Genomic DNA, 25,220 nt, shown 5'->3' with positions numbered 1-25,220 from the left:
GACCGGAGCGGGGGAGCAGATCGGCCATCAGAGAATGTGAAACGGCGGATGTGAGGGGGAGGGGTTGTGCGCTCCAGGCGCTATTCGCGCCCTGTGCGCCCCCTGTGCAACTGGATGCGCTGGACGCGATCTCATCCATCCCCCGAATGGAGCCGCCCTACGGGAGTTGACGCCACCTCACCCGGTCGCCCCGGTCTACGCTTCGGGCCGTGAAGGCCATCCGCAGATTCACCGTCCGCACCGTCCTCCCCGAGCAACTCCATCCGCTGCACGAACTCGCGCTAAACCTGCGCTGGTCCTGGCACCCGGAGACCCGGGAACTGTTCCGCTCGGTCGATCCCGGTGTCTGGGAGTCCGTCGGGGAGGACCCGGTCCGGCTGCTGGGCGAGGTACCGGCCGCCCGGCTCGCCGCGCTCGCCGCCGACCGGCGCTTCCTGCGCCGGCTCGGCGACCTCGCCGACGACCTGCACGACTACCTCGGCGCCCCGCGCTGGTACCAGGCCGCCCGCTCGCCCGGCGAGAGTGCGCTGCCGGCCGCGATCGCCTACTTCTCGCCGGAGTACGGCATCGCCGCCGCGCTGCCGCAGTACTCCGGCGGCCTCGGCATCCTGGCCGGCGACCACCTCAAGGCCGCCAGTGACCTGGGCGTGCCGATCATCGGGGTCGGGCTGCTCTACCGGCACGGCTACTTCCGCCAGTCGCTCACCCGGGAGGGCTGGCAGCAGGAGCGCTACCCGCTGCTCGACCCGGACGAGCTGGCGGTCACCCCGCTGCGCGAGGCCGACGGCACGCCCTGCCGGGTGGACCTGACGCTGCCGGCCGGCCGCACGCTGGCCGCCCAGATCTGGAAGGCCCAGGTCGGGCGGGTCCCGCTGCTGCTGCTGGACTCCGACATCGACGCCAACGCGGCCGCCGAGCGGGACGTCACCGACCGGCTCTACGGCGGTGGCAGCGAGCACCGGCTGCTGCAGGAGATGCTGCTGGGGATCGGCGGCGTGCGCGCGGTGCGCACCTTCTGCCGGCTCACCGGCCACCCCGCCCCCGAGGTCTTCCACACCAACGAGGGCCACGCCGGGTTCCTCGGCATCGAGCGGATCCGCGAGCTGGTCGCCGAGCAGCAGGGCGGGCCGGAGGGCGGGCCGGACTTCGCCGCCGCGCTGGAGTCGGTCCGGGCCGGCACGCTCTTCACCACCCACACCCCGGTCCCGGCCGGCATCGACCGGTTCGACCGGGAGCTGGTGGCCCGGCACTTCGGCGGGGACGCCGCGCTGCCCGGCGTCCCGGTGGACCAGGTGCTCGCGCTGGGCCTGGAGAGCTGGCCCGGTGGCGACCCCAAGCTGTTCAACATGGCCGTGATGGGCCTGCGGCTGGCCCAGCGCGCCAACGGGGTGAGCACCCTGCACGGCGAGGTCAGCCGCTCGATGTTCGGCGCGCTCTGGCCGGGTTTCGACCCCGCCGAGGTGCCGATCACCTCGGTCACCAACGGCGTGCACGCGCCCACCTGGGTCGACCCGCAGGTGCTCCGGCTCGGCGCGGCCGAGATCGGCGCCGAGCGCACCGAGGACGCGCTGGCCAGTGGCGCCACCGAGCGCTGGACCGGGGTGGAGCGGATCGGCGACGCGGAGATCTGGGAGGTCCGCCGGGCGCTGCGCGGCCAGCTGGTCGAGGAGGCCCGCCGCCGGGTCCGGGCCTCCTGGCGCCAGCGCGGCGCCGGTGACGCCGAACTGGGCTGGACCGGCTCGGTGCTCGACCCGGAGGTGCTGACCATCGGCTTCGCCCGCCGGGTCCCGTCCTACAAGCGGCTCACCCTGATGCTGCGCGACCCGGACCGGCTGCGCGGGCTGCTGCTGCACCCGACCCGCCCGGTGCAGCTGGTGGTGGCCGGCAAGGCCCACCCGGCGGACGACGGCGGCAAGCGGTTGATCCAGCAGCTGGTGTCGTTCGCGGACGACCCGGCGGTGCGCCACCGGATCGTCTTCCTGCCGGACTACGACATGGCGATGGCCAAGCACCTCTACCCGGGCTGCGACGTCTGGCTGAACAACCCGCTGCGCCCGCTGGAGGCCTGCGGCACCTCGGGGATGAAGGCCGCGCTCAACGGCTGCCTCAACCTCTCGGTGCTGGACGGCTGGTGGGACGAGTGGTACGACGGCCGGAACGGCTGGGCGATCCCGACCGCCGACGCCCCCGGCTTCACCGAGGAGCACCGGGACGACATCGAGGCCGCCGCGCTGTACGACCTGATCGAGCACCAGGTGGCGGCCCGCTACTACGACCGGGGGACGGACGGCCTGCCACACCGCTGGATCGCCATGGTCCGGCACACCCTGGTCACCCTCGGGCCCAAGGTGCTGGCCGGTCGGATGGTCCGCGAGTACGTCGAGCGGCTGTACGCGCCGGCCGCGCTGGCCCAGCGCGAGCTGGCCGGGGACGGCGCGCGGCTGCTGGCCGGCTGGAAGGCGCGGGTCCGGGAGGCCTGGCCGGCCGTCCGGGTCGAGCACGTGGACGCGGCCGGCCCGGCCGAGGCGCCGGAGCTGGGCAGCAGCCTGGCGCTGCGGGCCCAGGTCGCGCTGGGCAGCCTGACGGCGGGGGACGTCGAGGTCCAGGTGGTCTCCGGCGAGGTGGACGAGTCGGACCGGATCGGCGAGGCCGAGGTGCAGACCCTCAAGCCGGTCGGCGGTCCGGACCTGGACGGCCGGCAGCGCTACGAGGGCACCCTGGAGCTGAGCCGGACCGGCCCGTTCGGCTACACCGTCCGGGTGCTGCCGACCCATCCGCTGCTGGCCTCGCCGGCCGAGCTGGGGCTGGTCGCGCTGCCCGCCGAGTCGGCCGGGATGGACGCGGGTGTGCTGCGCTGAACGGGTGGCCGTCCACTCGTGGTGGGGGGGGGGGGGGGGGGGGCGCCCCCCCCCCCCGCCCGCCCCCGCGCGCCCCCCCCCCCGCGGGGGGCCCCCCCCCCCCACCCCCCCCCCCCCCGGGGGGCGGGCCGCCCCCGGGGGGGGGCGGGGGGGGGGGGGGGGGGGGGGGGGGGGGGGGGGGCCGCCGGGGGGGGGGGGGCGCCCGCCCCCCCCCCCCCCCCACCACGGGCTCGGCAGTGACCTCCCCCGCCGTGAGGGTCACACCAGGCTCTCCCGCCAGGCCGTGTGCAGCGTGGCGAACCGGCCGGTGGCGGAGACCAGCTCGGCCGGGGAGCCGTCCTCGACGATCCGGCCCTGGTCCATCACCAGCACCCGGTCGGCGATCTCCACCGTGGAGAGCCGGTGCGCGATGATCACGGCGGTCCGGCCGGCCAGCACGGTCCGCATCGCCCGCTGGACCGCCTGCTCGCCGGGGACGTCCAGCGAGGAGGTCGCCTCGTCCAGGATCAGCACCGCGGGGTCGGCCAGCAGCGCCCGGGCGAAGGCCACCAGCTGGCGCTGACCGGCCGAGATCCGGCCGCCGCGCTTGCGCACGTCGGTGTCGAAGCCGTCCGGCAGCGCCGAGATGAACTCGTACGCGCCGATCGCCCGGGCGGCCTCCTCGACCTCGGCCCGGGAGGCGCCGGGCCGGCCGATCTCGATGTTCTCCGCCACCGTGCCGGAGAACAGGAAGGACTCCTGGGTGACCATCACCACGCCGCGCCGCAGCTCGGTGGTGGACAGCTCGCGCAGGTCCACGCCGTCCAGGGTGATCCGCCCGGTGGACGGGTCGTAGAACCGGGCCAGCAGCTTGGCCAGGGTGGACTTGCCGGCCCCGGTGGCGCCGACCACCGCGGTGGTCCGTCCGGCGGCGAGCGTCAGGTCGAACGCGGGCAGCACCTGCCTGCCGGTGCGGTAGGCGAACCCGACGCCCTCGAAGGCCACCGTGCGGCCCTTGGCGCCGGTCCGCGGCAGCTCGGCCGGGCTGACCGGCTCGGCGACCGAGGGCTCGTGCGCCAGCAGGCCGGAGATCTTCTCCAGCGCCGCGCCGGCCGCCTGGTAGCTGTTCAGGAACATCGCCAGCTGGTCGATCGGGTCGTAGAGCCGGCGCAGGTAGAGCACGAAGCCGGTGAGCACGCCGAGCTCCAGGCTGCCGTCGGTGACCAGCCAGGCGCCGGCCAGCACCACGCCGGTGATCCACAGGTTGGCGGTGGCCCGGGAGTAGCCGACGTAGCGGGCCATCTCCAGCAGGCCGTCCGCGTTGGACTTGGCGTAGCCCTGGTTGACCTCGCGGAAGGCCGCCTCGTTGGCCGCCTCGCGGCGGAACGCCTGCACCGGGCGGATGCCGTTCATGGTCTCGGTGAAGCGGACGATCACCGAGGCGTTGGCGGTCCGCGAGCGCCGGTAGACCCGTCCGCTGCGCCGCTGGAACATCCGCACCAGCAGGTACATCGGCAGCGCGGAGACCAGCGAGAGCAGGCCCAGCCGCCAGTCCATCACCAGCAGGATGACCGCGATGTAGGCGACCGAGAGGGCGACCGAGAGCAGCTCCTGGAGACCCTCGTTGAGCAGCTCGCGCAGGGTGTCCACATCGCTGGTGGCCCGGGAGATGATCCGGCCCGAGGTGTAGCGCTCGTGGAAGTCCAGCCCGAGCCGCTGGGCGTGCCGGAAGATCCGGCTCCGCAGCTCCAGCAGGATGTCCTGGTTGATCAGCCCGGAGAGCCGGATGAAGGCCCGTTGCAGCAGCGTGCTCAGCGCGGCGCAGCCCAGGTAGGCGGCGGTGACCGCGACCAGCGGGCCGCTGTCGTGCCGGCGCAGCGCCGGGATCCCCTGGTCGATGGCGACGGCCACCAGCAGCGGGCCGGACTGCAGGGCGGCCTGCTGGACCATGATCTGCAGCATCGCCAGCACCACCCGGCGCCGGTGCGGCGCGAGCAGCGAGCGCAGCAGCGCGCGCGAGGCACCGGGCGGGACGGGGATGTCCTCGTCGTCGGTGACGATCGGCTCTTCCACGACGGTGGTCATCGGGCCACGCTCCCTTCCAGGCTCTCTTCGAGCGCGCTGCGGCCGGACATCAGCTCGCGATAGGCGGGACAGGAGTCCAGCAGCTCCTGGTGGGTGCCGACGGCCAGGATCCGGCCGTCGGCGAGCACGGCCACCCGGTCGGCCAGCAGCACCGTGCTCGGCCGGTGCGCGACCACCAGCGCGGTGGAGCCGGCGAGCACCTCGCGCAGCGCCTGCTCGACCAGCGCCTCGGTGTGCACGTCCAGCGCGGAGAGCGGGTCGTCCAGCACCAGGAAGCGCGGGTCGCCGACCACCGCCCGAGCCAGCGCCAGCCGCTGGCGCTGGCCGCCGGAGAGGCTCAGGCCCTGCTCGCCGACCTCGGTGTCGACCCCCTGCGGCAGCTGGTGGACGAAGCCGGCCTGGGCGGTGGCGAGCGCCCGCTCCAGCGCCTCCGGCGGTGCGTCCGGGGCGCCCATCAGCACGTTCTCCCGCACGCTGGCGGAGAACAGGGTGGGCTCCTCGAAGGCCACCGCGACCAGTTCGCGCAGCCGGGGCCGGGGCAGCCGCCGGATGTCCTGGCCGTCCAGCGTGATGGTGCCGCCGGTGGCGTCGTACAGCCGGGGGAGCAGCGCGGTGAGCGTGGTCTTGCCGCTGCCGGTGGCGCCGACCAGGGCCATCGTCTCGCCGCTGCGGATGTGCAGGTCGATGCCGCGGAGCAGGTCCGGGCTGTCGGCCGGGGCGTCCGGGTAGCGGAAGGTGACCTTGCTGAAGCGGATGCCGTCGCCGGTCGGCACGGTCTGCTCGACGGCCAGTTCGGGCTCCTCCGGGGTGTCCATCACCTCGAAGTAGCGGTCGGCGGCGGTGCCGGCCTCGTTGCTGTAGGCGAGCAGCCAGCCCAGCGACTCGACCGGCCAGCGCAGCGCCAGCGCGGTGGAGAGGAAGGCGACCAGGTTGCCCGCGCTGAGCTCGTCGTGCGCCACCAGGGTGACCCCGGCCGCCAGCGAGCAGCCCAGCGCGGCCTCGGGCAGACCGACGATCACCGCCCAGAGGTTGGCGAGCATCCGGGCCTTGTGCAGCTCGACCGAGCGCAGCCCGCCGGCCTGCTCGCGGAACCGCTGGGCCATCGTCCGGTGCCGGCCGAAGGACTTGAGGATCCGGATGCCGAGCACCGACTCCTCCAGCACGGTCGCCAGGTCACCGTTGCGGTCCTGGGCCAGTCGGGCGGCGGTCGAGTAGCGGCTCTCGAAGTAGTGGCAGAGCACGATGAGCGGACCGGTGGGCAGCAGCGCGATCAGTCCGAGCCGCCAGTCCAGCGCGAACATCAGCGTGCTGCCGGCCAGGAAGACCAGCGTGTTGACGATCAGGAAGACCAGCGGGAAGGCCAGGAAGAGCCGCAGGGTGTACATGTCCGAGGTGGCCCGGGAGAGCAACTGGCCGGACGGCCAGCGGTCGTGGAAGGCCACCGGCAGCCGTTGCAGCTTGGCGTAGAGGTCGTCGCGCATGGCGGCCTCGACCCGGGAGAGCGGACGGGCGATCAGCACCCGGCGCAGGCCGAAGAGCCCGGCCTCGGCCAGCCCGAGCAGCAGCAGGAGTCCGGTGGGTGCCCAGAGCCCGCCCAGGTCGTGGTGGGCGATCGGGCCGTCCACGATCCGGCCCAGCACCAGTGGCACCACCAGGACGGTCGAGGAGGCGATCAGGGCGGCCAGGATCGATCCGGCCAGGTACCAGCGGATCGGTCGGGCGTAGGTTCGCAGCCGGAGCAGCGAGCGCACGGTCGACCTGGTGGGTTCCGTGGCGGGCGAGGGCGCGGGGGTGGTGTTCTCGTCCATCGCCGAGAGGGTAGGGCGCCGGACCTTGATTTCTCACCAGGTTTTCACGTCGCGCGGTCCGGAACCGGCCACCGGCGGTGCGGTCAGCGCCGCCCGTTCGCGGCCCCCGCCACGGCCCGCAGCAGGCGCAGCGAACGGGCGGCCAGCGCGCCGGTCGCCTGGTCGGCGGTGTCCAGCACGGTCCGGTATGGGCCGCCCGGCGGCAGCACGAACTCGACCGGCCGGGCCGAGGCGTTGAGCAGCAGCAGGAAGCTGTCGTCACTCAACTCGCAGCCGTGCTCGTCCCGTTCGGACATCGCGCCGCCGGAGAGCAGCATCCCGAGCACCGCGGTCGGGGCGAACCAGTCGGCCTCGGTCATCTCCTCGCCGCGCGGGGTGAGCCAGGTCAGGTCGCGCTGCCCGCCCGGCACGGCGGCCCGGCCGGAGAAGAACGCCCGTTGCCGCAGCACCGGGTGCTCGCGGCGCAGCCGGATCAGCCGGGCGGTCAGCTCGTGCAACCGGCGCCACTCGGGGTCGGCCAGCAGCGACCAGTCCACCCAGCTGATCTCGTTGTCCTGGCAGTAGGCGTTGTTGTTGCCCTGCTGGGTGCGGCCGAACTCGTCGCCGGCGGTGATCATCGGGACGCCGGTCGAGAGCAGCAGGGTGGCCATCAGGTTGCGCAGCTGGCGCAGTCTCAGCGCGGCCACCGCCGGGTCGTCGGTCTCGCCCTCGACGCCGCAGTTCCAGGACCGGTTGTCGTCGGTGCCGTCCCGGCCGTCCTCGCCGTTCGCGGCGTTCCGCTTGGCCTGGTAGGTGACCAGGTCGCGCAGGGTGAAACCGTCGTGCGCGGTCACGTAGTTGACCGAGGCGTACGGGCGGCGGCCGCCGAGCTGGTAGAGGTCGGAGGAGCCGGAGAGCCGGTAGCCCAGCTCGCGGACGTCCGGTCGGGCGCCGCGCCAGAAGTCCCGCACGGTGTCCCGGTACTTGTCGTTCCACTCGGCCCACAGCGGCGGGAAGTTGCCGACCTGGTAGCCGCCGTGGCCGACGTCCCAGGGCTCGGCGATCAGCTTGACCCGGCTGAGCAGCGGATCCTGGGAGACCGCGGCCAGGAACGGGTGGTGCATCTCGACCCCGTCGCCGCCGCGGGCCAGCGCGGCGGCCAGGTCGAAGCGGAAGCCGTCCACGCCCATCTCGCTCACCCAGTACCGCAGCGAGTCGGTGACCAGCCGCAGCGCGTGCGGCTGCCGGGTGTCCAGGGTGTTGCCGCAGCCGGTGTAGTCGGCGTAGCCGCGGTTGCCGCGGGCCGGGCGGTAGTAGCCGGCGTTGTCGATGCCGCGCAGCGACAGGGTCGGGCCCAGCTCGCCGCCCTCGGCCGTGTGGTTGAAGACGACGTCGAGGATCACCTCGATGCCGGCCCGGTGCAGCGCCCGGACCATCCGCTTGAACTCGCCGACCTGCTGGCCGCGGGTGCCGGAGGAGGAGTAGCCGCCGTGCGGGGCGAACCAGCCGATCGAGTTGTAACCCCAGTAGTTGGCGAGGCCCTTGGCGTGCAGGTGGTCCTCGCTGGCGAACTGGTGGACCGGGAGCAGCTCGACGGCGGTGACGCCGAGGCCGGTCAGGTACTCGATGGCCGCGGGGTGGGCCAGGCCGGCGTAGGTGCCGCGCAGTTCGGGCGGGATGCCCGGGTGGCGGCGGGTGAAGCCGCGCACGTGCAGCTCGTAGAGGACGGTCTCGGCCCACGGGGTCTTCGGGCGGCGGTCGTCGGACCAGTCGTCGTCGTCGTGCACCACCACGCCCTTGGCCACGTACGGCGCGGAGTCGCGGTTGTCCCGGACGGTGTCGGCGACCCCGGGCTCGGGCCAGTCGCGGACCGAGCCGCAACAGGCGTCGTGGCCGGTGAAGACGCCGTCCACGGCCCGGGCGTACGGGTCGAGCAGCAGCTTGGCCGGGTTCCAGCGGGCGCCGGTCCACGGGTCCCAGCGGCCGTGCACCCGGTAGCCGTAGCGCTGGCCGGGGCCTACTCCGGGCAGGTAGCCGTGCCAGGTCTGGAAGGTCTGCTCGGTGAGCGGGTGGCGGGTCTCCTGGCCGTCGTCGTCGAAGAGACAGAGCTCGACGGCCTCGGCGCCGGCCGCCCAGAGCGCGAAGTTGGTGCCGCGGGTGCCCTGCGGGTCGTGCCGGTAGCGGGCGCCGAGCGGCTGCCAGCTGCCCGGCCAGGGGGTCTGCGGCGGTTGGTGCGGGGCGCTGGTCGGGGCGGCGGGACGGCCGGGTCCGCTCTCCAGTTCCTGCCCTGCCGTCATGACCACGCCCTCCGCTCGCCGAACTGCCGGTGTCCGCTGAGTGGAATCGTTCCCTCGTGTCCCACGCGGAATCAGATTGTCGGGCGGAAGGCGACTGGCATGCCCATGTGGATGGACCTCGGTCCCTCGGGCGCAGGGGGGCGGGTCGTTCACCGAGTGGGCACGCGGCTCCCTCCCAAGATTCACTCATTCGGCCCCGTTATCCTTTCGCACGCGCGGGGCAACGGGGTCCGGTCCCGGGGTGGACCGGGTGGTTTCGGTTGATGGTGCAACTGATCTCCGGTCCACGGCGTATATGACCGCGGGACCGAACTGAAGGGGACGTCGAATGGCGACGAAGTGGATACGCGCGGTGGGGGCGCTCAGCGGCGCGCTGTTGCTCGCGGCGTGCAGCGGCGGGGGCGGCCACAGCGGCGGCAGCTCGGCCGGGGGCAGTGGGGGCGGTACGGCGGCTCAGGCGGCGGCGAAGACCTCCGCCGCGGTGGTCGACATCGAGCCGAAGAACGGCACGCAGGACGTGGCGCCGAGCGGGGCGCTGAAGGTCAGCGTGGCGAGCGGCAAGCTCACCGGGGTGACGGTCAAGGGCAGTGACGGCTCGACGGTGAACGGCACCCTCTCGCCGGACGGTTCCAGCTGGACCCCGGCCGGCAACCTCTCGGTCAGCGACACCTACCAGGTGAGCGCGCAGGCGGTGGACGCCAAGGGGGTCACCTCCACCACCACCAGCAGCTTCACCACGCTGACCCCGACCAAGACCGCGCACAGCGAGGACAACATCACCACCGGCTCCACCTACGGGGTCGGCATGATCATCCAGCTGGAGTTCGGCCAGCGGGTCACCAACAAGGACGCCGTCGCCCAGGCGATCACCGTCACCGCCTCGGACGGCAGCCAGGTCAAGGGCCACTGGTTCAACGAGGACAACTGGTACGAGCTGCGGCCGCAGAACTTCTGGACGCCGGGGACCCAGGTCACCGTGCACATCCGGCTGAAGAGCGTGGAGATCTCCCCGGGCGTCTACGGCGGCTCGGACCGCGACGAGACCTTCACCATCGGGCGCTCGCAGGTCAGCACCGTCGACGCGGCGGCACACACCATGACGGTGGTCACCAACGGTTCGCAGACCCAGGTGATCCCGGTCACCACCGGTGCCTCCGACCCCGCCAACTGGGCCACCTACAACGGCACCATGGTGATCGAGCGGATGGAGGGGACGGTGGAGATGAAGTCCTCCACGGTCCCCGGCCTGGGCGGCGCCTCGTACGACGAGATGGTCCCGCACTCGATGCGGCTGACCGACTCCGGCACCTACGTGCACGGCAACTACTGGGCGGCCGGCGCCTACGGCCACGAGAACGTCAGCCACGGCTGCATCGGTCTGCAGGACGTCGAGGGGGGCAGCCCCAGTTCGTCGGCCGGAAAGATGTACGCCGAATCGATGGTGGGCGATGTGGTGATCGTCAAGAACTCCACGGGTCCGCAGGTGGATCCGGGCAACGGCCTGAGTGGCTGGAACATTCCCTGGTCCAATTGGTGACCTGAGGGGCGGCTGTGACAATCGGCCCGATACCGCGACGCGCGGTGTCGGGCCGATTGCCGTTCCGGTCCGGTTCGGAGGTGTGTCCGGTGTCGTTGTTGTGTCGTTCCGGTGGGAACTGTTCGGCCGGTTCGTGCGTGTAAGAAGTCGGAACCGAGCTGGGGAGAAGGACACATGCGCTCGATACGCATCGGAGCGGTGCTGGCACTGGGCGGCACGCTGCTGCTGACCACCGCGTGCAACGGTGGCGGTGGCACGGCGAGGAGCGGGCAGGCCGGCGGCGACGCGGCGGCGGCGAAGACGTCGGCGGCGGTGGTCGACATCGAGCCCAAGAACGGTTCCCAGGACGTCGCGCCGGACGCCCCGCTCAAGGTCTCGGTCGCCAGCGGCAAGCTGACCCAGGTCTCGGTGACCGACAGGAGCGGTGCCCCGGTGGCCGGTACCCTCGCCGCCGACGGCCAGAGCTGGACCCCGTCCGCCGGCCTCGCGGTGGACTCGCAGTACCAGGTGAACGCCCAGGCCACCGACGCCAAGGGGATCGCCGCCACGGCGACCAGCACCTTCAACACGCTGACCCCGGCCAGGACCTCGCGCAGTCAGGACAACGTGGTCACCGGCTCGACCTACGGCGTCGGCATGATCGTCTCGGTCAACTTCGGCCAGGCGGTGCAGAACAAGGAGGCGGTCGAGAAGGCGATCACCTTCGAGACCTCGGACGGCACCCAGGTCAAGGGCCACTGGATGGGCAGCCAGCGGCTCGACCTGCGGCCGCAGGAGTTCTGGAAGCCCGGCACCAAGGTGGCCATCCACTTCCGGCTGAAGAGCGTCGAAGTCTCCCCGGGCGTCTACGGGGGTTCGGACCGGGACGAGTCCTTCACTATCGGGCGCTCTTCCGTCAGCACGGTTGACGATGCCGGACACACCATGACGGTGGTGCGGGACGGGCAGCCGACCCAGACCATCCCGATCAGCTCCGGCTCGGCCGCGCACCCCACCTACAACGGCACCATGGTGATCGAGGCCAAGGAGGGCACCACCCGGATGAGCTCCGCCACCGTGCCGGGCCTCAAGGCGGGCGAGTACGACCTGATGGTGCCGCACGCCCTGCGGCTGACCGACTCGGGCACCTACGTGCACGGCAACAACTGGTCCGCGCACTCCACCTTCGGCTCGCAGAACGTCAGCCACGGCTGCGTCGGCCTGGAGGACACCGCGGGCAACGGCAGTGACGGCTCCCCGGCGGGCAAGTTCTACAACAACGCCTTGGTGGGAGATGTCGTGAAGGTCATCAACTCCAAGGGCGGCCAGGTGGCCCCGGACAACGGTCTGAGCGGTTGGAACATGCCCTGGAGCGCCTGGTAGGGGGAGGCCACGCGCTGCTGTCATATGCCAATTGAATAGTGATCGTTTGGTCATTGTCCGTACATGGCCGCTCGCCAAGCGCGATGATGGGTCGCATGGCGGGATGGGGCGAAGCGGATCGGTCATCACATCTCGGCCCCGGCACGGCTGCTGACGTTCCCTCAGGGGGCGCCGGGCGGTCCGCGCTGGCGGCCCTGGAACGGCTCTCCACGCGGGAGCTGGAGCGGGAGGTGCGGCCCCGGCTGATCGACCCCGCGGCGCAGGAGGAGGCCCGGCTACCGTCCCGGCGCTCCTCCGCGCCGGTCGCGCGCCGTTTGGTGCTCTCGGTGCTCCAGGAGTGGGGGCTGCACCCGCTGCTGGAGGTGGGCGAGTTACTCACCGCCGAGCTGGTCGCCAACGCCGTTCGGCACACCGGCGGCCGGACCATCGGCCTCAAGCTCTCCCGCCGCCCGGGCTGGCTGCGGGTCGAGGTGCGCGACTCCTCCCGCGCGCTGCCCTGCCTGATCGTCGCGGCCCCCGGCTCCTCGGGCGCGGTCTGCGGCCACGGACTCCTCCTGGTGGACACCCTGGCCGACCGCTGGGGCGCCGACCTGCTCCCCCGCGGCAAGGGCGTCTGGTTCGAGCTCAAGATCCGCGAACGGTCCTGAGGCCCGACCGGCCGCCGGGCCGAACCCGGGCGGGCCGGGCTCGGTCGAGGGCGGGACGGTCCGCGTCAGGCGTGGGCGGCGAGCTCGCGCAGTGCCGGGAGGCTCGGGGCCTGCGTCGGTGCGCCCGGGACGACCCGCCCCCAGCGGACGCCGCCGGGGATCTCCGCCAGCTCGGCCAGCGCCCGGGAGGGCGGCAGGTCCCGCTCCTTCCGCCGGCGCAGCTCGTCGTCCCAGGCACCCCAGGCGTTGTAGGCGTCGTCGCCGCCGGCCTCGCGGGGGACGAAGCCGGCGGCGTCGTCGGCGTCGTTCGCCCAGAGGTAGCCCAGGACGCCCTCGGCATTGGCCACCACCAGGTAGGTGACGGGTCCGTCCGTCCGGGCCGCGTAGTCGCGGGGCCCACCGCTCTCCGGGACCAGTTCGAGGTCCTCCGAAAGCCGCGGGTTGTTCCAGCTCTCCGGTGCCATTCTTTTCGCCCTTCTCAGTTCGGCAGGATCTCGCCGTAGATCTGCCACTTGCCGTTCAGCCGGAAAACGCGGTCGACCCGGTAGCGCATTCCGCGGCCGAGCAGGAGTTCGCGCTCGCCGCCGCCGAAAGCGGAGAGTTTTTCCACGTACAGCGCGGGAGTGCCCTTGGGGACCCGCCAGTGCATGACGGCCTCCTTGCCGGAGAACGCGCCGACCGGGCTGCTGCCGAGCGAGGTGGAGACGTAGGAATGCTCCGGGAAGGTGTGTCCCACCATGCTGGGCGGGCTCATCCCGATGTGCCCCAGGTCGGTGCCGCGGACCACGACGACGTCGTCCGGCACGGGGTTGCCGTGCATCACCTTGTCGATCTCGGCGATGTCGTGGAGCACCTCCGGGGTCCCCAGGGCGGCGTCGCCGCGCAGGAAGCCGTTGATCTCCTGGTAGGTGGGGCCGGTGTGCGGGGGCTCCATCGTGTAGTCGAAGACCGCCTGCCGCTCGGGCTTCGGGAGGTTCTCCGCGTAGCCGTTCCAGTGGTCCGAGCCGTAGCGCGCGGCATCGGCGTCACTGGCGAACCCCACCGTGCCGTGGGCGATCTCGGCCTCGGCGACCTTGGCCTGGTCGGCGGCCGAGAGCTCCTTGAACTCGGCGGGGGAGACCAGCTGGTGGCGGCCCAGCGGGGCGGGGCCGTGGTCGCCGGTCGGGCCACCGGGGTGGCCGGCGGGGGCGGGGTCGCCCGGGTGCGCCGGGTCGCCCGGGTGGCCCGTGGGGCTGGCCCCCGGGTGGTCGTGGCCGCCCGTGACCGGGTCGTGGCCGGTGGTCGGGGCGCCGTGGTGACCCGTGGGGACGGCGTCACCGGGGTGCCCGCCGGCGTGTCCGGCGCCCGTCGGCAGGTGGTCGCCCGTGTGGACGGAGGCGAGTTCCTGGGGGGTGAGCAGCTTGGTCTGGCCGTCGGGTAGGTGGAGTTCGCCGTTGGGGTGGAGGACCGAGCCGTCGGGCAGTTTGAGCGAGCCGTCGGGTAGTTCGGTGCCGTGCGGGTTGGTGAGGTCGTCGAGGCCTTTGACGTCGGTGCCGGTGAGGTGGTCGAGGGCGGCGGTGAGTTGGGAGATGCTGGGGAGTTTGCCGAGGGCGGGGGAGAGCATTTTGCCGACGTAGGTCATCGGGTCGATGGTCTCGCCGATTCCGCCGAGGACGTTGAGGGTTTTCCCGGCCATGCCGGCTTTGCCGGCGGCTTCGCCGGCCTCGCCGATCTCGCCGAGTTTGCCGACCTTGAGCGGTGCGACGAGGCAGGTGAGCACGTTGAAGGTGACCGCACCCGCCGCCGTGCCCGGGTTCTGTTTCCATTCGTCCCAGGCGACCATGCTCTTGGCGAAGGCGATGGGCGCGTTCTTGGCGTCGCGCAGCCAGCCGGGGAGCGTGGAGTCGGGGGTGGCCAGGAAGGCCGGGTCGACGTTCGTGATGGCCAGGCCGAGGGCGAGTTCGCCGATGCCCTTCCAGGCCTGTTCGAAGTTCTTCAGGCCGCCGAAGCCGACCAGGGTGCCCAGGCCCTTGATGGTGCCCCAGACGCCGTCGACGATGAGGCCGTCCCAGACGAAGCTCTTCACCCAGTAGCCGACGTCCCAGATGTGGTGGGACTGTTCCTCGGTGCTGCCCCACGGGACCTTGGCGCCGTCCAGCTGCTGGCTGGTGTAGCCGTACATGTCGGCCTTGTCGGAGCCGTCGTTGCCGATGTACCGGGTGCCGCCGAAGAGGGCGTCGATGGCGTTGGCGCAGGTCCGTTCGGCCGCCCAGAACTCCGCGACGGCGGCGTCGACCTGCTTCATCAGGTCGTTGTTCCGGTTGACCTTGTCGCCGTCGTACTTCCAGTCGTGGTCGTTCTTCACGCTGTTGACGAAGGTGGTCGCCTGGTCGTGCAGCGACCTGAGGGTCGCGGCGATCGGCCGCACGTCGTGCGCGTACGTGGACAGCGCGGCGGCGACCTTCTCCACGTCCCCCGCGAAGTCGTCCGCCTGGGTCGCCACCGGTTTGGTGGTCGCGAACAACTGCTCCGCCTCGGGGGCGTGGTAGAAGGCCGACAGGCCCTGGAAGGTGGTGTGGATCCCGGAACCGGTGGTGCGGATGTTCCCGGCGTCCGTCTTCAGCGAGGCGGCGTCCTGCTCCAACTGGTCCAGATCACCGACGAACTGCGGAATGTCGTCCGGATCGATCACGGCGCGGCCCGCCGCCGCGTGTCAATGTTCCACGTCGACACGTCATCTCCCCCGTGCTTCACCGAAACCTCGCCGGTCTCCCCGAACGGGACCGGCGCACGGGCCGTCCGACACGGCTCGCACGAAATCCTCGCCGGATATTCGCAAAAGCGCGCCGGGGTCCGCCGAACGGCTCACGGCCCGTCAGCAGAAGTGATATCAGGCCGATTTGCGGCAGGGCAAACGACGAAATCCGCCCCCGGTCCGGCCGCCCTTGCGGCACGCGCCACGTCCTGCGCCGCTTGGAGGACTTCGCCGACGACTGGCACGGCGTCCCCGCCCGCCCCGGCGTACCCGGCCACGACGGAGTACCCGGCCACGACGGAGTCACGGCCCGGCTCTGCGGTATCGAGCAGCGCCTGGCCGCCGTCCAACACGAACTCCACCCCAACAGCGGCGCCAGCCTCCGCGACGCCCTGGACCGCGTCGAACGCCAAGTCACCCCCAGCCCAACGAAGTAGACCGCGCCCCGCTACCGGCCACGCGCCGGCGGCGGGGCGCCTTCAGCGTTCCCGGGGCCAGACCTCGGCCGTTCAAGTGGTCAGGTAGCCGAGCAAGTTTCCGCAAACTTCTGGCGCTATGGTTGCTCAGCGTGCAAGCCTGAATACAGAGATCGTCAAGCTCTGAGTCGGAGGTCATGATGGCACTGCACAAGCTTGGCCAGGACCCGAACAGCCCCGACGGGAAGTCGCCGACCCTGTACTACGACGACGAAACCGACAACTACATTATCCAGGGCTGGAAGGTCACAGACCCGGAACGGCTGGCCCAGCTCGACCTGCCCGCCCACGAAACCGTGATCGAGTACCCGAAGCGGATGATCCAGTTCTTCCCGGAGGTGAGCAGTGCCCGAGGCCCCCTCGATTGAGGTCCTCATGGCAGCCTGCAAGCAGTCGGCCGTGCACCTGGAAATGCGCGACGGCTACATGCGGGACGACCCGAGGTTCATCGCGTGGCTGGAAGGCAGGATCGACAAGAGCCCGAGCGAGGCCGAGCGTCCCTGGTTGGCTCTGATCGCTGCAACCACGTCGCGCGGTGTCACCGTACGCCGAGCCCGAATCGTCTCCGAGCCCATCAGCGATTACGTCCGCTTCGAGTATGACCTGACGCCAGGCAACGTGGCCTCGGGCGAACTCGTGCGCTGGCTGCCGCGCCGGCAAGCAACGAGCGTGGCCCTTCCGGGTAATGACTTCTGGCTCTTCGACGGCCAGGTCCTGCTGCTCAACCACTTCGACGGGGAAGGCAACTTCATCGACCACGAGTTGGTGACCGATCCCGAGGTCATCAAGCTGTGTGCCACAGCCTTCGAGGTGACCTGGGACCGTTCCATTCCCCACGAGGAGTACCAGCCGGCCTGACCGGCAGCATGATGTCCTCGAGTTCGCCATCTTCCAGCGTTCAGGAGGCGCGCCACGCGCTGGGCCTGCGGCTGCGCGAAATCCGCAAGGACGCATCGCTCAGCGCGCGGGCCCTCGCACGCCTGGCTGGCTGGCACGAGTCGAAGTGCTCCAGGCTGGAGCACGGTCACGCGATGCCGTCGGACGCCGATCTCCGGGCGTGGACGCTGCACTGCGGCGTTCCTGATCAGGCTGCGGACTTGATCGCGACGGCCCGAGGCATCGATGGCGCGTATGTCGACTGGCGCCGCATTGAACGCCCCGGGTTGAAGCGTGCCCAGGAGGCCGTACGGCCGCTCTTCGAGCGCACCCGACGGTTCCGCATGTACCAGTCCTGCGTCGTTCCCGGCATCCTTCAGACGGCGGCCTACACGAGGGCGGTCCTTGAGACGATCGTGGCGTTGCGCGGCGTCCATGACGACGTTGAAGAGGCCGTCGCAGTCCGTATGGATCGTCAAAAAGTGCTGCACACAGGGCATCATCGCTTCGCCGTTCTCGTCGAAGAGTGGGTGCTGCGCAGCGTGATCGGTGACGCAGACGTGATGGCGGCCCAGCTCGGCCAACTGATTGCGATGGCGTCCACTCCCTCCGTTAGCCTCGGCATCATCCCTCTCGGCACGGTCCGCGGCGGGGGATGGCCAGTCGAGTCCTTTACCGTCTACGACGATGCCCAGGTCAACGTGGAGCTGGTCTCTGCTCACCTCACAGTCACGCGTCCTGGGGAGATCGCCGAGTACGTTCGGGCCTTCGCCGAGTTGGAGGAACTCGCGGTCTACGGGGCCGCAGCGCGGGCCTTGATCACGACAGCGATTACCTCTCTTGGGTGACGCTCCGCAAGTTTGCGCACACTTGTAGTGCGCCTCCTGGTCCCCTCTCTACCGTCGTCGGCATGGCAGATCTCGCGGCTCCGCCGCAGCCCGCCGCCGGGCTGCCTCACGCGGACACATCCCTGACCTACGACCAGCTCCACGAGCGCGCGTGCGTCGTCTGCTCGTCCTCCGCGCCGCCGCTCGTCTCGGCCGGCCACCGGACGGTGGCCGGCCTCACCTGGGCAGTGGCGGCGTGCCCGGAGCACGCTGGGGAGGCCTCCTGATGACGAACACCGACGTACGGCACGCGAACCTGCACAAAGCCGCCAAGGCCTTCCTGAGGCAGCACCGGCTGCATCCGGACTCTGACACCTACCTGGCGCACGGATACGTGAACCTGTGCCTCCGAGCGTGGCCGACCGCGGCCGGTGGTCCCCTGCATCTGGCAACGAAGTGGGCCATCTGGACCTGGGTAGCCGACGACGTGTTCGACCAGGAGCTGAGCGACGCGACGCCGGCCGCCATCGAGCAGCTCGTCCTGACGCTCCTGAACACCGTGGCCGGGGCCAACCACCCGGGCCCGGCCGACCACCCGATCGTCCAGGCACTGGCGGACCTGGTCCAGCAAACCCAGCGAGCGATGCCGGACTTCTGGCGGAGCCGGTACCGGGAGCAGCTGGCCTCTTGGATCCACGCGGCGGCCGAGAAGCTGACGGTCTACGTACAGCCCGGCCGAACCCCGACCCTTCGTGAGTACCTGGCGGTCCGGCCGGCCGACGGCGGAATGCTGCTGGCCGCCATGTGGACCGAGCTGGCAGAGCAGTGCATCACGCCAGACTGGCGTGACCCCCTGGTCCAGTCCTTGCTCGCCGCGTTCTCGGCGTGCGGATGCCTGACGAACGATCTCGCGGCGGCCCAGGACGACCAGGACACCTTCACCGCCGTATACGCCTTGGTCAGCACCCAGGAAATGACCGTGGCTGAGGCCCGGACGCGAGTGAAGGAGCTGCTCCAGGCGGAGGAGTACCGCTTCTGGTGGCTCTACACCTCGGTGCGGCGCGACTTCGACGACGAGCCGCAGCCGCCGGCGATCGGCGAACCGGTGCTGAACACCAGCCGATTCGCTCTCACCATCGACCGGTTCCGCCGAGCGCTGACCGAGTGGACCGCGGGCAGCTCCCGATACACGCTGCCAGCCCAGCTCCAGGAGGCAGGGTGAGCCAGCCGCCGGCGTACGGCTGGAGCTTGGAACGGCCGTACGACCCCGCCGAGTTGCTCCAGGACCTGGCCGCCATGCGAGCCGCGATGGACGCGGTGATACGCGGCGACGGCGGCCCGGAGGCGAGGCGGGAACTCCTGGCTCTGAGCACCCTTACACGGCTCGTCCTGCGCCGGCTCGTCCTCGCGTCGCTGGCGGCGGCGATGGCGCGCCGCGCCGAGGCGGTGAGCCTGTGACGCCGCGGGCCTGGATCCAGGCGGTCACGCACCAGCTCGGCCGCACCGTCCTGGGGCGCGCCGCTGACCCGCCGCCCCGACCGCAGGCCGCCATACGAGCGTCACCCCCGCGCCGGCGGCCGCGGTAACCCCCTGATCGAGCTGTCCGGGCCGTACGCCCCCCTTCATCCCGGGCAGCCTGCTCCGCCCCGGCGGAGCGGCCGTGCCGACTGCCTCACCCACCGGCTGTGGGCGAGCGCTGCGCAGTCGGCACGGCCAACAGCACTACTCCCAGAAGAGCCTCAGGATCGGCAGGCGGGTACCGGGCAGTTCTTTTTGGGGAAGCCTGGGGAGCGCTGGGGGAGTCTGGCGGCCCTGGGGAGCCGATGGGGAGGATCGAAACGGGGAAGTGTGGGGAACCTGGGGGAAAGTAGGGGAATCACGTTCCCCCAGGTCAGAGCCGGTTTCTCAGCACTCGATGACGTTGACCGCGAGGCCGCCGCGCGAGGTCTCCTTGTACTTGACCTTCATGTCGGCGCCGGTCTCCTTCATCGTCTTGATCGCCTTGTCCAGCGAGACGTGGTGCCGGCCGTCGCCGCGCAGGGCCATCCGGGCGGCGGTGACGGCCTTGACCGAGGCCATGCCGTTGCGCTCGATGCAGGGGATCTGGACCAGGCCGCCGACCGGGTCGCAGGTGAGGCCGAGGTTGTGCTCGATGCCGATCTCGGCGGCGTTCTCGACCTGCTCGGGGGTGCCGCCGAGGACCTCGGCCAAGCCGCCGGCCGCCATCGAGCAGGCCGAGCCGACCTCGCCCTGGCAGCCGACCTCGGCGCCGGAGATCGAGGCGTTCTCCTTGAAGAGCATGCCGATCGCGCCGGCCGCCAGCAGGAAGCGGACGATGCCGTCCTCGTCGGCGCCCGGGATGAAGTTCTGGAAGTAGTGCAGGACGGCCGGGATGATGCCGGCCGCGCCGTTGGTGGGGGCGGTGACGACGCGCTGGCCGGAGGCGTTCTCCTCGTTGACGGCCATCGCGTAGAGGGTCACCCACTCCATCGCGTTGGCCGGGCCGATGCCCTCGGCGCGCAGCGCGCGGGCGCCGGCGGCGGCCCGGCGGCGAACCTTGAGGCCGCCCGGCAGGATGCCCTCGCGGGTCATCCCGGCGCTGACGCACTCCTTCATCACGCCCCAGATCTCCAGCAGCCCGGCCCGGATCTCCTCCTCGGTGCGCCAGGCCTTCTCGTTCTCCAGCATCAGGCCGGAGATCGACAGCCCGGTCTCCCGGGTGAGCCGCAGCAGCTCCTCGCCGGTGCGGAACGGGTAGCGCAGCTGGGTGTCGTCCGGGACCACCCGGTCGGCGCCGATGGCGTCCTCGTCCACCACGAAGCCGCCGCCGACCGAGTAGTAGGTCTTCTCCAGGACCAGCTCGCCGGCCGCGTCGCGGGCCGCCAGGGTCATGCCGTTGGCGTGGTAGGGCAGCGAGCGGCGGCGGTGCAGCACCAGCTGGAGGTCGGGATCGAAGTCGATCGGGTGGGTGCCGAGCAGGTTGAGCCGCTTGGCCTCCCTGATCCGCTCGACGTCGAGGTCGGCCTTGGCGACGTCCACGGTGCGCGGCGAGTTGCCCTCCAGCCCGAGCAGCACGGCCTTCGGGGTGCCGTGCCCGTGGCCGGTGGCGCCCAGCGAGCCGAACAGCTCGGCCTGCACGGTGGTCACCCGGTCCAGCAGGTCCTCGGAGCGCAGCCGGCGGGCGAACATCCGGGCGGCGCGCATCGGGCCCACGGTGTGCGAGCTGGAGGGGCCGATGCCGATGGAGAAGAGGTCGAAGACGCTGATGGCCACGGAAGTGACGTCCTTGTCTGCTCGTGGAGTCTCGTGGACGGGAGTTACGAGGTGGGCGGGTGCATGGGTCGGGGCACCGGCTCACAGTCCAGTGTGCGCGGTGCCCCGACGTAAGGGCCTGGTCAGCGGTGGTGACGCCGGTTACAGCCCCCCGGACTACAGCTCCGGGTAGAGCGGGTACTTCGCGGCCAGGGCGGTCACCCGGGCCTTCAGCGCGGCGGCCTTGGCCTCGTCGAAGCCCGGCTTGAGCGCTTCGGCGATCACGTCGGCGACCTCGCGGAAGTCCTCGGCCTGGAAGCCGCGGGTGGCCAGCGCCGGGGTGCCGATCCGCAGACCGGAGGTGACCATCGGCGGGCGCGGGTCGTTCGGGACGGCGTTGCGGTTGACCGTGATGCCGACCTCGTGCAGCCGGTCCTCGGCCTGCTGGCCGTCCAGCTCGCTGTTGCGCAGGTCGACCAGGACCAGGTGGACGTCGGTGCCGCCGGACAGCACCGAGATGCCGGCCGCGGTGGTGTCGTCCTGGAGCAGGCGGGCGGCCAGCAGCTTGGCGCCCTCCAGGGTGCGCTCCTGGCGCTCCTTGAACTCCGGCGAGGCGGCGACCTTGAAGGCCACGGCCTTGGCGGCGATCACGTGCTCCAGCGGGCCGCCCTGCTGGCCCGGGAAGACCGCGGAGTTGATCTTCTTGGCCAGCTCGGCCTTGGAGAGGATCACGCCGCCGCGCGGGCCGCCCAGGGTCTTGTGGGTGGTGGTGGTGACCACGTCGGCGTACGGCACCGGGGACGGGTGCAGGCCCGCCGCGACCAGGCCGGCGAAGTGGGCCATGTCGACCATCAGGTAGGCGCCGACCTCGTCCGCGATCGCGCGGAAGGCGGCGAAGTCCAGCTGGCGCGGGTAGGCGGACCAGCCGGCGATGATCAGCTTGGGCTGGTGCTCCTTGGCGAGGCGGGCGACCTCGTCCATGTCGACCAGGTTGGTCTTCTCGTCGACGTGGTAGGCGACCACGTTGTAGAGCTTGCCGGAGAAGTTGATCTTCATGCCGTGGGTCAGGTGACCGCCGTGGGCCAGGTTCAGGCCCAGGATGGTGTCGCCCGGCTGGATCAGCGCGAACATCGCGGCGGCGTTGGCCTGCGCACCGGAGTGCGGCTGGACGTTGGCGGCCTCGGCGCCGAACAGCTCCTTGATCCGGTCGATGGCGATCTGCTCGACCACGTCGACGTGCTCGCAGCCGCCGTAGTAGCGGCGGCCGGGGTAGCCCTCGGCGTACTTGTTGGTCAGCACCGAGCCCTGGGCCTCCATGACCGCCACCGGGGCGAAGTTCTCGGAGGCGATCATTTCCAGGGTGGACTGCTGGCGGTGCAGCTCGGCGTCGACCGCGGCGGCGATCTCGGGGTCGAGTGCGTGCAGGGACTGGTTGAGAACCGTCATGGTGGCGTCTTCCCATCAAGGGCAGTCGCACGCGGGCTCGTCGTCGGAGGGTGGCGGCGGGCGACGGGCGGCGGGCGACGGGTGGGCTGGTGGGGCACTGACCGGTGGGGCGGCCGCCGCGCTGCGACCGCCCCGGGAAGGCGATCAGGCCTGGGTGAACTCGCTGTACTCGTCGGCGCTCAGCAGGTCGGCGGGGGCCTCGGTGACCTTGACCCGGAACAGCCAGCCACCCTCGAAGGCGGCCGAGTTGACCAGGGCCGGGTCGTCCACGACGTCCTGGTTGGTCTCGGTGACCTCGCCGGTGGCCGGGGCGACCAGGTCGCTGACCGACTTGGTGGACTCCAGCTCGCCGCAGGGCTCACCCGCGGTGACGGTGTCGCCGACCTCGGGCAGCTGGACGTAGACGATGTCACCGAGCGCGTCGGCGGCGTGCTGGGTGATGCCCACCGTGGACACGCCGTCCTCGGAGGCGGCCGTCAGCCACTCGTGGTCCTTGCTGTACTGCAGGTGCTGCGGGTTGCTCATGGGGTTCATTCTCCAGGATCGGAAGCGGGCAGGTCGCAACGGTCCACCGAGCGGACCGCGCGGGGATCGGGGCTGGGCCGGGCAGGCAGCGGGTGGGCTCAGCGGGCGCGCTTGTAGAACGGCAGCGCGACCACCTCGACCGGCTCCTGCCGGCCGCGGACGTCCACCGCGACGGACGTGCCGGGCTCGGCGTGCGCGGCGTCCAGGTAGGCGATCGCGATCGGCTTGCCGAGGGTCGGCGACGGCGCGCCGGAGGTGATCCGCCCGATCGGGGTGCCGTCGGTGGTGACCACGGCGTACTCGGCGCGCGGGACGCGCTTGCCCTCGGAGACCAGGCCGACCAGCTTGCGCGGCGCCTTGGCCTCGGCCTGGGCGGCGGCCGCCTCCAGCGCCTCGCGGCCGACGAACTCGCCGCCGTTGGTGGTCTTGTCGAAGCGCACCACCCGGCCCAGGCCCGCGTCGAACGGGGTCAGCGAGGTGTCCAGCTCGTGCCCGTAGAGCGGCATGCCCGCCTCCAGGCGCAGCGTGTCGCGGCAGGAGAGGCCGCACGGGACCAGCCCCGCGTCCTGGCCGGCCTCGGTCAGCGCCTGCCAGAGGTGTTCGGCGTCGGCGGGGGCGCAGAAGACCTCGAAGCCGTCCTCACCGGTGTAGCCGGTGCGGGCGAGCCAGACCTGCCGGCAGGCCACCGTGGTGGGCAGCAGGGCGTAGTACTTCAGGCCGGGCAGGTCGGCGTCGGTGAGCGAGGCCAGGATGCCGTTCGCCTCCGGGCCCTGCACGGCGAGCAGCGCGTAGGCGTCCCGGTCGTCGCGCACCACGGCGTCGAAGCCGGCCGCGCGCTCGGTCAGCGCGTCCAGCACCACCTGGGCGTTGGAGGCGTTGGCGACGACCAGGTACTCGTCCTCGGCGGTGCGGTAGACGATCAGGTCGTCCAGGATGCCGCCGTCCTCGCGGCAGATCATGGTGTAGCGGGCGCGCAGCACGCCGAGCGCGGAGATGAAGCCGACCAGCGCGTGGTCCAGCAGCTCGCCGGCCTGCGGGCCGCTGACGGTGATCTCGCCCATGTGGGAGAGGTCGAACAGGCCGGCCCTGGTGCGGACGGCGAGGTGCTCCTCGCGCTCGCTGCCGTAGCGCAGCGGCATGTCCCAGCCGGCGAAGTCGGTCATGGTGGCGCCGAGGGCGCGGTGCAGGGCGTCGAGCGCGGTCTTGCGAGGGGACGACACGGCTACTGGGCTCCTTGTGCGGTGGGCACTCAGGGACAGCGCACGGCCTGGGGCCGGCGCGCGGACATGCGGGGGCGCGATCTCCCCATCTGTCGTCAAACCTGAGAGCTTCACCACGCAGCCTGTCCGGGGACCAGGATGGCGTGGCTTGCACCGTGGGTGGGCGCACGGCACGGCCGTGTCCACTTTCCAGATCTGCCTCGCCCGTGCGGTAGGGGTGCCTGAGAGATTCCGGGGAGGACTTGCTCCTTCGGCGCCGGCTGTGCCGCTGGGGCACTCCGGGCTCTCCCGCGCGGGTTCGAGCGGCCAGTATGAAGTTTCAGCGAGGCCCGCATGGTGCGGACGGGGTCATCATGGCATGCCCGGGGGCCGGACGGGAGGGGGGCCTTCGTTCGTCCTTGGCTGGTCACCCGGGACGGTGGCGCTCGATAGGCTTTGGGCCCGAGCGAGCGCGAGACGGGTGGAGCAGGGCGGATGGAGACTCCGGGGTACGGCACGGCGGTGGGACAGGGCTGGGCCGAGCCCGGCATGGCACCGGCCGGCGGCGGCTGGCCGGCCAACGAGCTGGAGCAGGTGCTCACCGCGGCGCTGGGCGATCCCGGCGCGACCCCGCGGGTGGTCGAGGTGCTGGCCCGCAGTCAGGTCTGGATCCCGCTGCCGGCCGGTGCCGACCCGCGGGGGCAGGCGCTGGACCTGCCGACCATCGAGCTGGCGGGCGCGCCCTACGTGCCGGTCTTCTCCTCCGAGGAGCAGTTCCTGCAGCACGCCCCCGGGCTGTCCTGCGCGGTCGCCCCGGCCTGGGAGTTCGCCCGCGGGCTGCCGCTGGGCCTGGGCATCGCGGTCAACCCCGAGGCGCCGGTGGGGATCCCGGTGCCGCCGGAGGGCGTGGCGGAGCTGCGCCGCGGCCCGCGGCAGGACCGTTGGACGGCCGACGGGGGCCCGAACGTGCCGCCGGGCGCCCGGGTCGCGCTCCGCGCGCTGGAGCCGGCCGAGGAGCCGGTCGCCTTCCTCACCGCCGCCTGTGCCGAACTGTCCGGGCTGCCCGGGGTGTTGACCGCCCGCCGGGCGCTGGCCTCGGTGGAGGGCGAGCCGCCGGTGCTGTTCGTGGGCGTCCAGCTGGACCCGGCCGCGCCGGCCGACCCGGCCGAGGCCAACGCCGCGCTGGGTCGCGCGCTGGGTGCCGCACCGCTGCCCTGGGGGCTGCACATCGTGCTGCTGGACCTGGCGGCGGACCCGGTGGTGGACTGGTTGCTGCACCGGGTCGAGCCGTTCTACGCGCGGCTCTGAGCGCCCGGTGGGCGGCGGCTCGGGG

At 71.8% G+C, this 25,220-nt stretch carries 21 protein-coding genes and 1 riboswitch; of the genes, 12 read left to right on the top strand and 9 right to left on the bottom strand.

Features of this window, described 5'->3' with window-relative positions:
- The first annotated feature begins 209 nt into the window (after positions 1–209).
- On the top strand, positions 210–2,858 hold the full coding sequence (gene glgP, locus ACIGXM_RS06485) for an alpha-glucan family phosphorylase (RefSeq protein WP_396557505.1): 2,649 nt from the start codon (positions 210–212) through the stop codon (positions 2,856–2,858).
- 258 nt (positions 2,859–3,116) lie between these two features.
- Here the strand turns inward: glgP and ACIGXM_RS06480 are convergent, their stop codons facing one another.
- The 3 genes from ACIGXM_RS06480 to glgX all read right to left on the bottom strand — a co-directional run bounded on the left by ACIGXM_RS06480 (position 3,117) and on the right by glgX (position 9,006).
- Positions 3,117–4,922, bottom strand: a complete 1,806-nt coding sequence (locus ACIGXM_RS06480) for an ABC transporter ATP-binding protein (RefSeq protein WP_396557503.1) — start codon at positions 4,920–4,922, stop codon at positions 3,117–3,119.
- A complete protein-coding gene (locus ACIGXM_RS06475; protein WP_396557501.1) occupies positions 4,919–6,730 on the bottom strand; it encodes an ABC transporter ATP-binding protein in 1,812 nt (603 codons plus the stop codon). The genes ACIGXM_RS06480 and ACIGXM_RS06475 overlap by 4 nt, the downstream gene beginning before the upstream one ends.
- 83 nt (positions 6,731–6,813) lie before the next feature.
- Positions 6,814–9,006 carry a glycogen debranching protein GlgX gene (gene glgX / locus ACIGXM_RS06470; RefSeq protein WP_396557499.1) on the bottom strand — a complete coding sequence of 731 codons (2,193 nt, stop codon included), beginning with the start codon at positions 9,004–9,006 and terminating at the stop codon, positions 6,814–6,816.
- 328 nt (positions 9,007–9,334) lie between these two features.
- Between glgX and ACIGXM_RS06465 the strand changes: the two genes are divergently transcribed.
- From ACIGXM_RS06465 to ACIGXM_RS06455, 3 genes are all read left to right on the top strand, one after another.
- Positions 9,335–10,543 (top strand): Ig-like domain-containing protein, encoded by a 1,209-nt coding sequence (locus tag ACIGXM_RS06465; protein ID WP_396557497.1) that lies wholly within the window; start codon positions 9,335–9,337, stop codon positions 10,541–10,543.
- Positions 10,544–10,717: 174 nt separating this feature from the next.
- Positions 10,718–11,905 carry an Ig-like domain-containing protein gene (locus ACIGXM_RS06460; protein WP_396557495.1) on the top strand — a complete coding sequence of 396 codons (1,188 nt, stop codon included), beginning with the start codon at positions 10,718–10,720 and terminating at the stop codon, positions 11,903–11,905.
- Positions 11,906–12,000: 95 nt separating this feature from the next.
- The gene (locus tag ACIGXM_RS06455; protein ID WP_396557493.1) at positions 12,001–12,552 is read left to right on the top strand and encodes an ATP-binding protein; all 552 of its coding nucleotides are present in this window, start codon (positions 12,001–12,003) and stop codon (positions 12,550–12,552) included.
- Positions 12,553–12,617: 65 nt separating this feature from the next.
- On the opposite strand, the gene ACIGXM_RS06450 is transcribed toward ACIGXM_RS06455, so the two are convergent.
- Positions 12,618–13,016: a hypothetical protein gene (locus ACIGXM_RS06450; RefSeq protein WP_396557491.1), complete on the bottom strand. Its 399-nt coding sequence runs from the start codon at positions 13,014–13,016 to the stop codon at positions 12,618–12,620.
- Positions 13,017–13,030: 14 nt separating this feature from the next.
- Positions 13,031–15,223 (bottom strand): ADP-ribosyltransferase, encoded by a 2,193-nt coding sequence (locus ACIGXM_RS06445; RefSeq protein ID WP_396557489.1) that lies wholly within the window; start codon positions 15,221–15,223, stop codon positions 13,031–13,033.
- 281 nt (positions 15,224–15,504) lie between these two features.
- Here ACIGXM_RS06445 and ACIGXM_RS06440 point away from each other — a divergent pair, with 281 nt between their 5' ends.
- The 7 genes from ACIGXM_RS06440 (at position 15,505) to ACIGXM_RS06410 (ending at position 18,923) form a co-directional block, all read left to right on the top strand.
- Positions 15,505–15,723 carry a hypothetical protein gene (locus ACIGXM_RS06440; protein ID WP_396557487.1) on the top strand — a complete coding sequence of 73 codons (219 nt, stop codon included), beginning with the start codon at positions 15,505–15,507 and terminating at the stop codon, positions 15,721–15,723.
- A gap of 179 nt (positions 15,724–15,902) precedes the next feature.
- Entirely contained in the window at positions 15,903–16,130 is a 228-nt protein-coding gene (locus ACIGXM_RS06435) for a hypothetical protein (protein WP_396557485.1), read from the top strand.
- 7 nt (positions 16,131–16,137) lie between these two features.
- A complete protein-coding gene (locus ACIGXM_RS06430) occupies positions 16,138–16,620 on the top strand; it encodes a DUF6879 family protein (RefSeq protein ID WP_396557483.1) in 483 nt (160 codons plus the stop codon).
- 8 nt (positions 16,621–16,628) lie between these two features.
- The gene (locus ACIGXM_RS06425; RefSeq protein ID WP_396557481.1) at positions 16,629–17,486 is read left to right on the top strand and encodes a helix-turn-helix domain-containing protein; all 858 of its coding nucleotides are present in this window, start codon (positions 16,629–16,631) and stop codon (positions 17,484–17,486) included.
- Between the two features lie 62 nt (positions 17,487–17,548).
- Entirely contained in the window at positions 17,549–17,752 is a 204-nt protein-coding gene (locus tag ACIGXM_RS06420) for a hypothetical protein (protein WP_396557479.1), read from the top strand.
- Positions 17,752–18,687 (top strand): terpene synthase family protein, encoded by a 936-nt coding sequence (locus tag ACIGXM_RS06415; RefSeq protein ID WP_396557477.1) that lies wholly within the window; start codon positions 17,752–17,754, stop codon positions 18,685–18,687. Before ACIGXM_RS06420 ends, ACIGXM_RS06415 begins: the two co-directional genes overlap by 1 nt.
- Entirely contained in the window at positions 18,684–18,923 is a 240-nt protein-coding gene (locus ACIGXM_RS06410) for a hypothetical protein (protein ID WP_396557475.1), read from the top strand. The genes ACIGXM_RS06415 and ACIGXM_RS06410 overlap by 4 nt, the downstream gene beginning before the upstream one ends.
- 447 nt (positions 18,924–19,370) lie before the next feature.
- Here the strand turns inward: ACIGXM_RS06410 and ACIGXM_RS06405 are convergent, their stop codons facing one another.
- From ACIGXM_RS06405 to gcvT, 4 genes are all read right to left on the bottom strand, one after another.
- A complete protein-coding gene (locus ACIGXM_RS06405; protein ID WP_396557473.1) occupies positions 19,371–20,738 on the bottom strand; it encodes an L-serine ammonia-lyase in 1,368 nt (455 codons plus the stop codon).
- 156 nt (positions 20,739–20,894) lie between these two features.
- On the bottom strand, positions 20,895–22,163 hold the full coding sequence (gene glyA, locus ACIGXM_RS06400; RefSeq protein WP_396557472.1) for a serine hydroxymethyltransferase: 1,269 nt from the start codon (positions 22,161–22,163) through the stop codon (positions 20,895–20,897).
- 144 nt (positions 22,164–22,307) lie between these two features.
- Positions 22,308–22,688 carry a glycine cleavage system protein GcvH gene (gcvH, locus tag ACIGXM_RS06395; protein WP_396557470.1) on the bottom strand — a complete coding sequence of 127 codons (381 nt, stop codon included), beginning with the start codon at positions 22,686–22,688 and terminating at the stop codon, positions 22,308–22,310.
- 98 nt (positions 22,689–22,786) lie between these two features.
- Positions 22,787–23,908, bottom strand: coding sequence for a glycine cleavage system aminomethyltransferase GcvT (gene gcvT, locus ACIGXM_RS06390; protein WP_396557468.1), 1,122 nt, complete (start codon positions 23,906–23,908; stop codon positions 22,787–22,789).
- Between the two features lie 199 nt (positions 23,909–24,107).
- A riboswitch (glycine riboswitch) is annotated at positions 24,108–24,209 on the bottom strand.
- Between the two features lie 173 nt (positions 24,210–24,382).
- Between gcvT and ACIGXM_RS06385 the strand changes: the two genes are divergently transcribed.
- Positions 24,383–25,195, top strand: a complete 813-nt coding sequence (locus ACIGXM_RS06385; protein ID WP_396557466.1) for an enhanced serine sensitivity protein SseB C-terminal domain-containing protein — start codon at positions 24,383–24,385, stop codon at positions 25,193–25,195.
- Positions 25,196–25,220: the final 25 nt, after the last annotated feature.

It is taken from the genome of Kitasatospora sp. NPDC052896 (assembly GCF_044547075.1).
Lineage (GTDB): Bacteria > Actinomycetota > Actinomycetes > Streptomycetales > Streptomycetaceae > Kitasatospora.
The sequence above is the reverse complement of the archived record's forward strand: the minus strand, read 5'-3'. Positions and strand labels throughout refer to the sequence as shown.

Bases quoted from the DNA above. Each gene is read 5' to 3' on its own strand.
- ACIGXM_RS06425 (WP_396557481.1), top strand. From the start codon at position 16,629: ATGATGTCCTCGAGTTCGCCATCTTCCAGCGTTCAGGAGGCGCGCCAC.
- ACIGXM_RS06460 (WP_396557495.1), top strand. From the start codon at position 10,718: ATGCGCTCGATACGCATCGGAGCGGTGCTGGCACTGGGCGGCACGCTG.
- ACIGXM_RS06465 (WP_396557497.1), top strand. From the start codon at position 9,335: ATGGCGACGAAGTGGATACGCGCGGTGGGGGCGCTCAGCGGCGCGCTG.
- ACIGXM_RS06480 (WP_396557503.1), bottom strand. From the start codon at position 4,922: ATGACCACCGTCGTGGAAGAGCCGATCGTCACCGACGACGAGGACATC.
- glyA (WP_396557472.1), bottom strand. From the start codon at position 22,163: ATGACGGTTCTCAACCAGTCCCTGCACGCACTCGACCCCGAGATCGCC.
- ACIGXM_RS06450 (WP_396557491.1), bottom strand. From the start codon at position 13,016: ATGGCACCGGAGAGCTGGAACAACCCGCGGCTTTCGGAGGACCTCGAA.
- ACIGXM_RS06420 (WP_396557479.1), top strand. From the start codon at position 17,549: ATGGCAGATCTCGCGGCTCCGCCGCAGCCCGCCGCCGGGCTGCCTCAC.
- ACIGXM_RS06455 (WP_396557493.1), top strand. From the start codon at position 12,001: ATGGCGGGATGGGGCGAAGCGGATCGGTCATCACATCTCGGCCCCGGC.
- ACIGXM_RS06435 (WP_396557485.1), top strand. From the start codon at position 15,903: ATGGCACTGCACAAGCTTGGCCAGGACCCGAACAGCCCCGACGGGAAG.
- ACIGXM_RS06475 (WP_396557501.1), bottom strand. From the start codon at position 6,730: ATGGACGAGAACACCACCCCCGCGCCCTCGCCCGCCACGGAACCCACC.
- ACIGXM_RS06430 (WP_396557483.1), top strand. From the start codon at position 16,138: ATGGCAGCCTGCAAGCAGTCGGCCGTGCACCTGGAAATGCGCGACGGC.
- glgX (WP_396557499.1), bottom strand. From the start codon at position 9,006: ATGACGGCAGGGCAGGAACTGGAGAGCGGACCCGGCCGTCCCGCCGCC.
- gcvH (WP_396557470.1), bottom strand. From the start codon at position 22,688: ATGAGCAACCCGCAGCACCTGCAGTACAGCAAGGACCACGAGTGGCTG.
- ACIGXM_RS06385 (WP_396557466.1), top strand. From the start codon at position 24,383: ATGGAGACTCCGGGGTACGGCACGGCGGTGGGACAGGGCTGGGCCGAG.
- ACIGXM_RS06415 (WP_396557477.1), top strand. From the start codon at position 17,752: ATGACGAACACCGACGTACGGCACGCGAACCTGCACAAAGCCGCCAAG.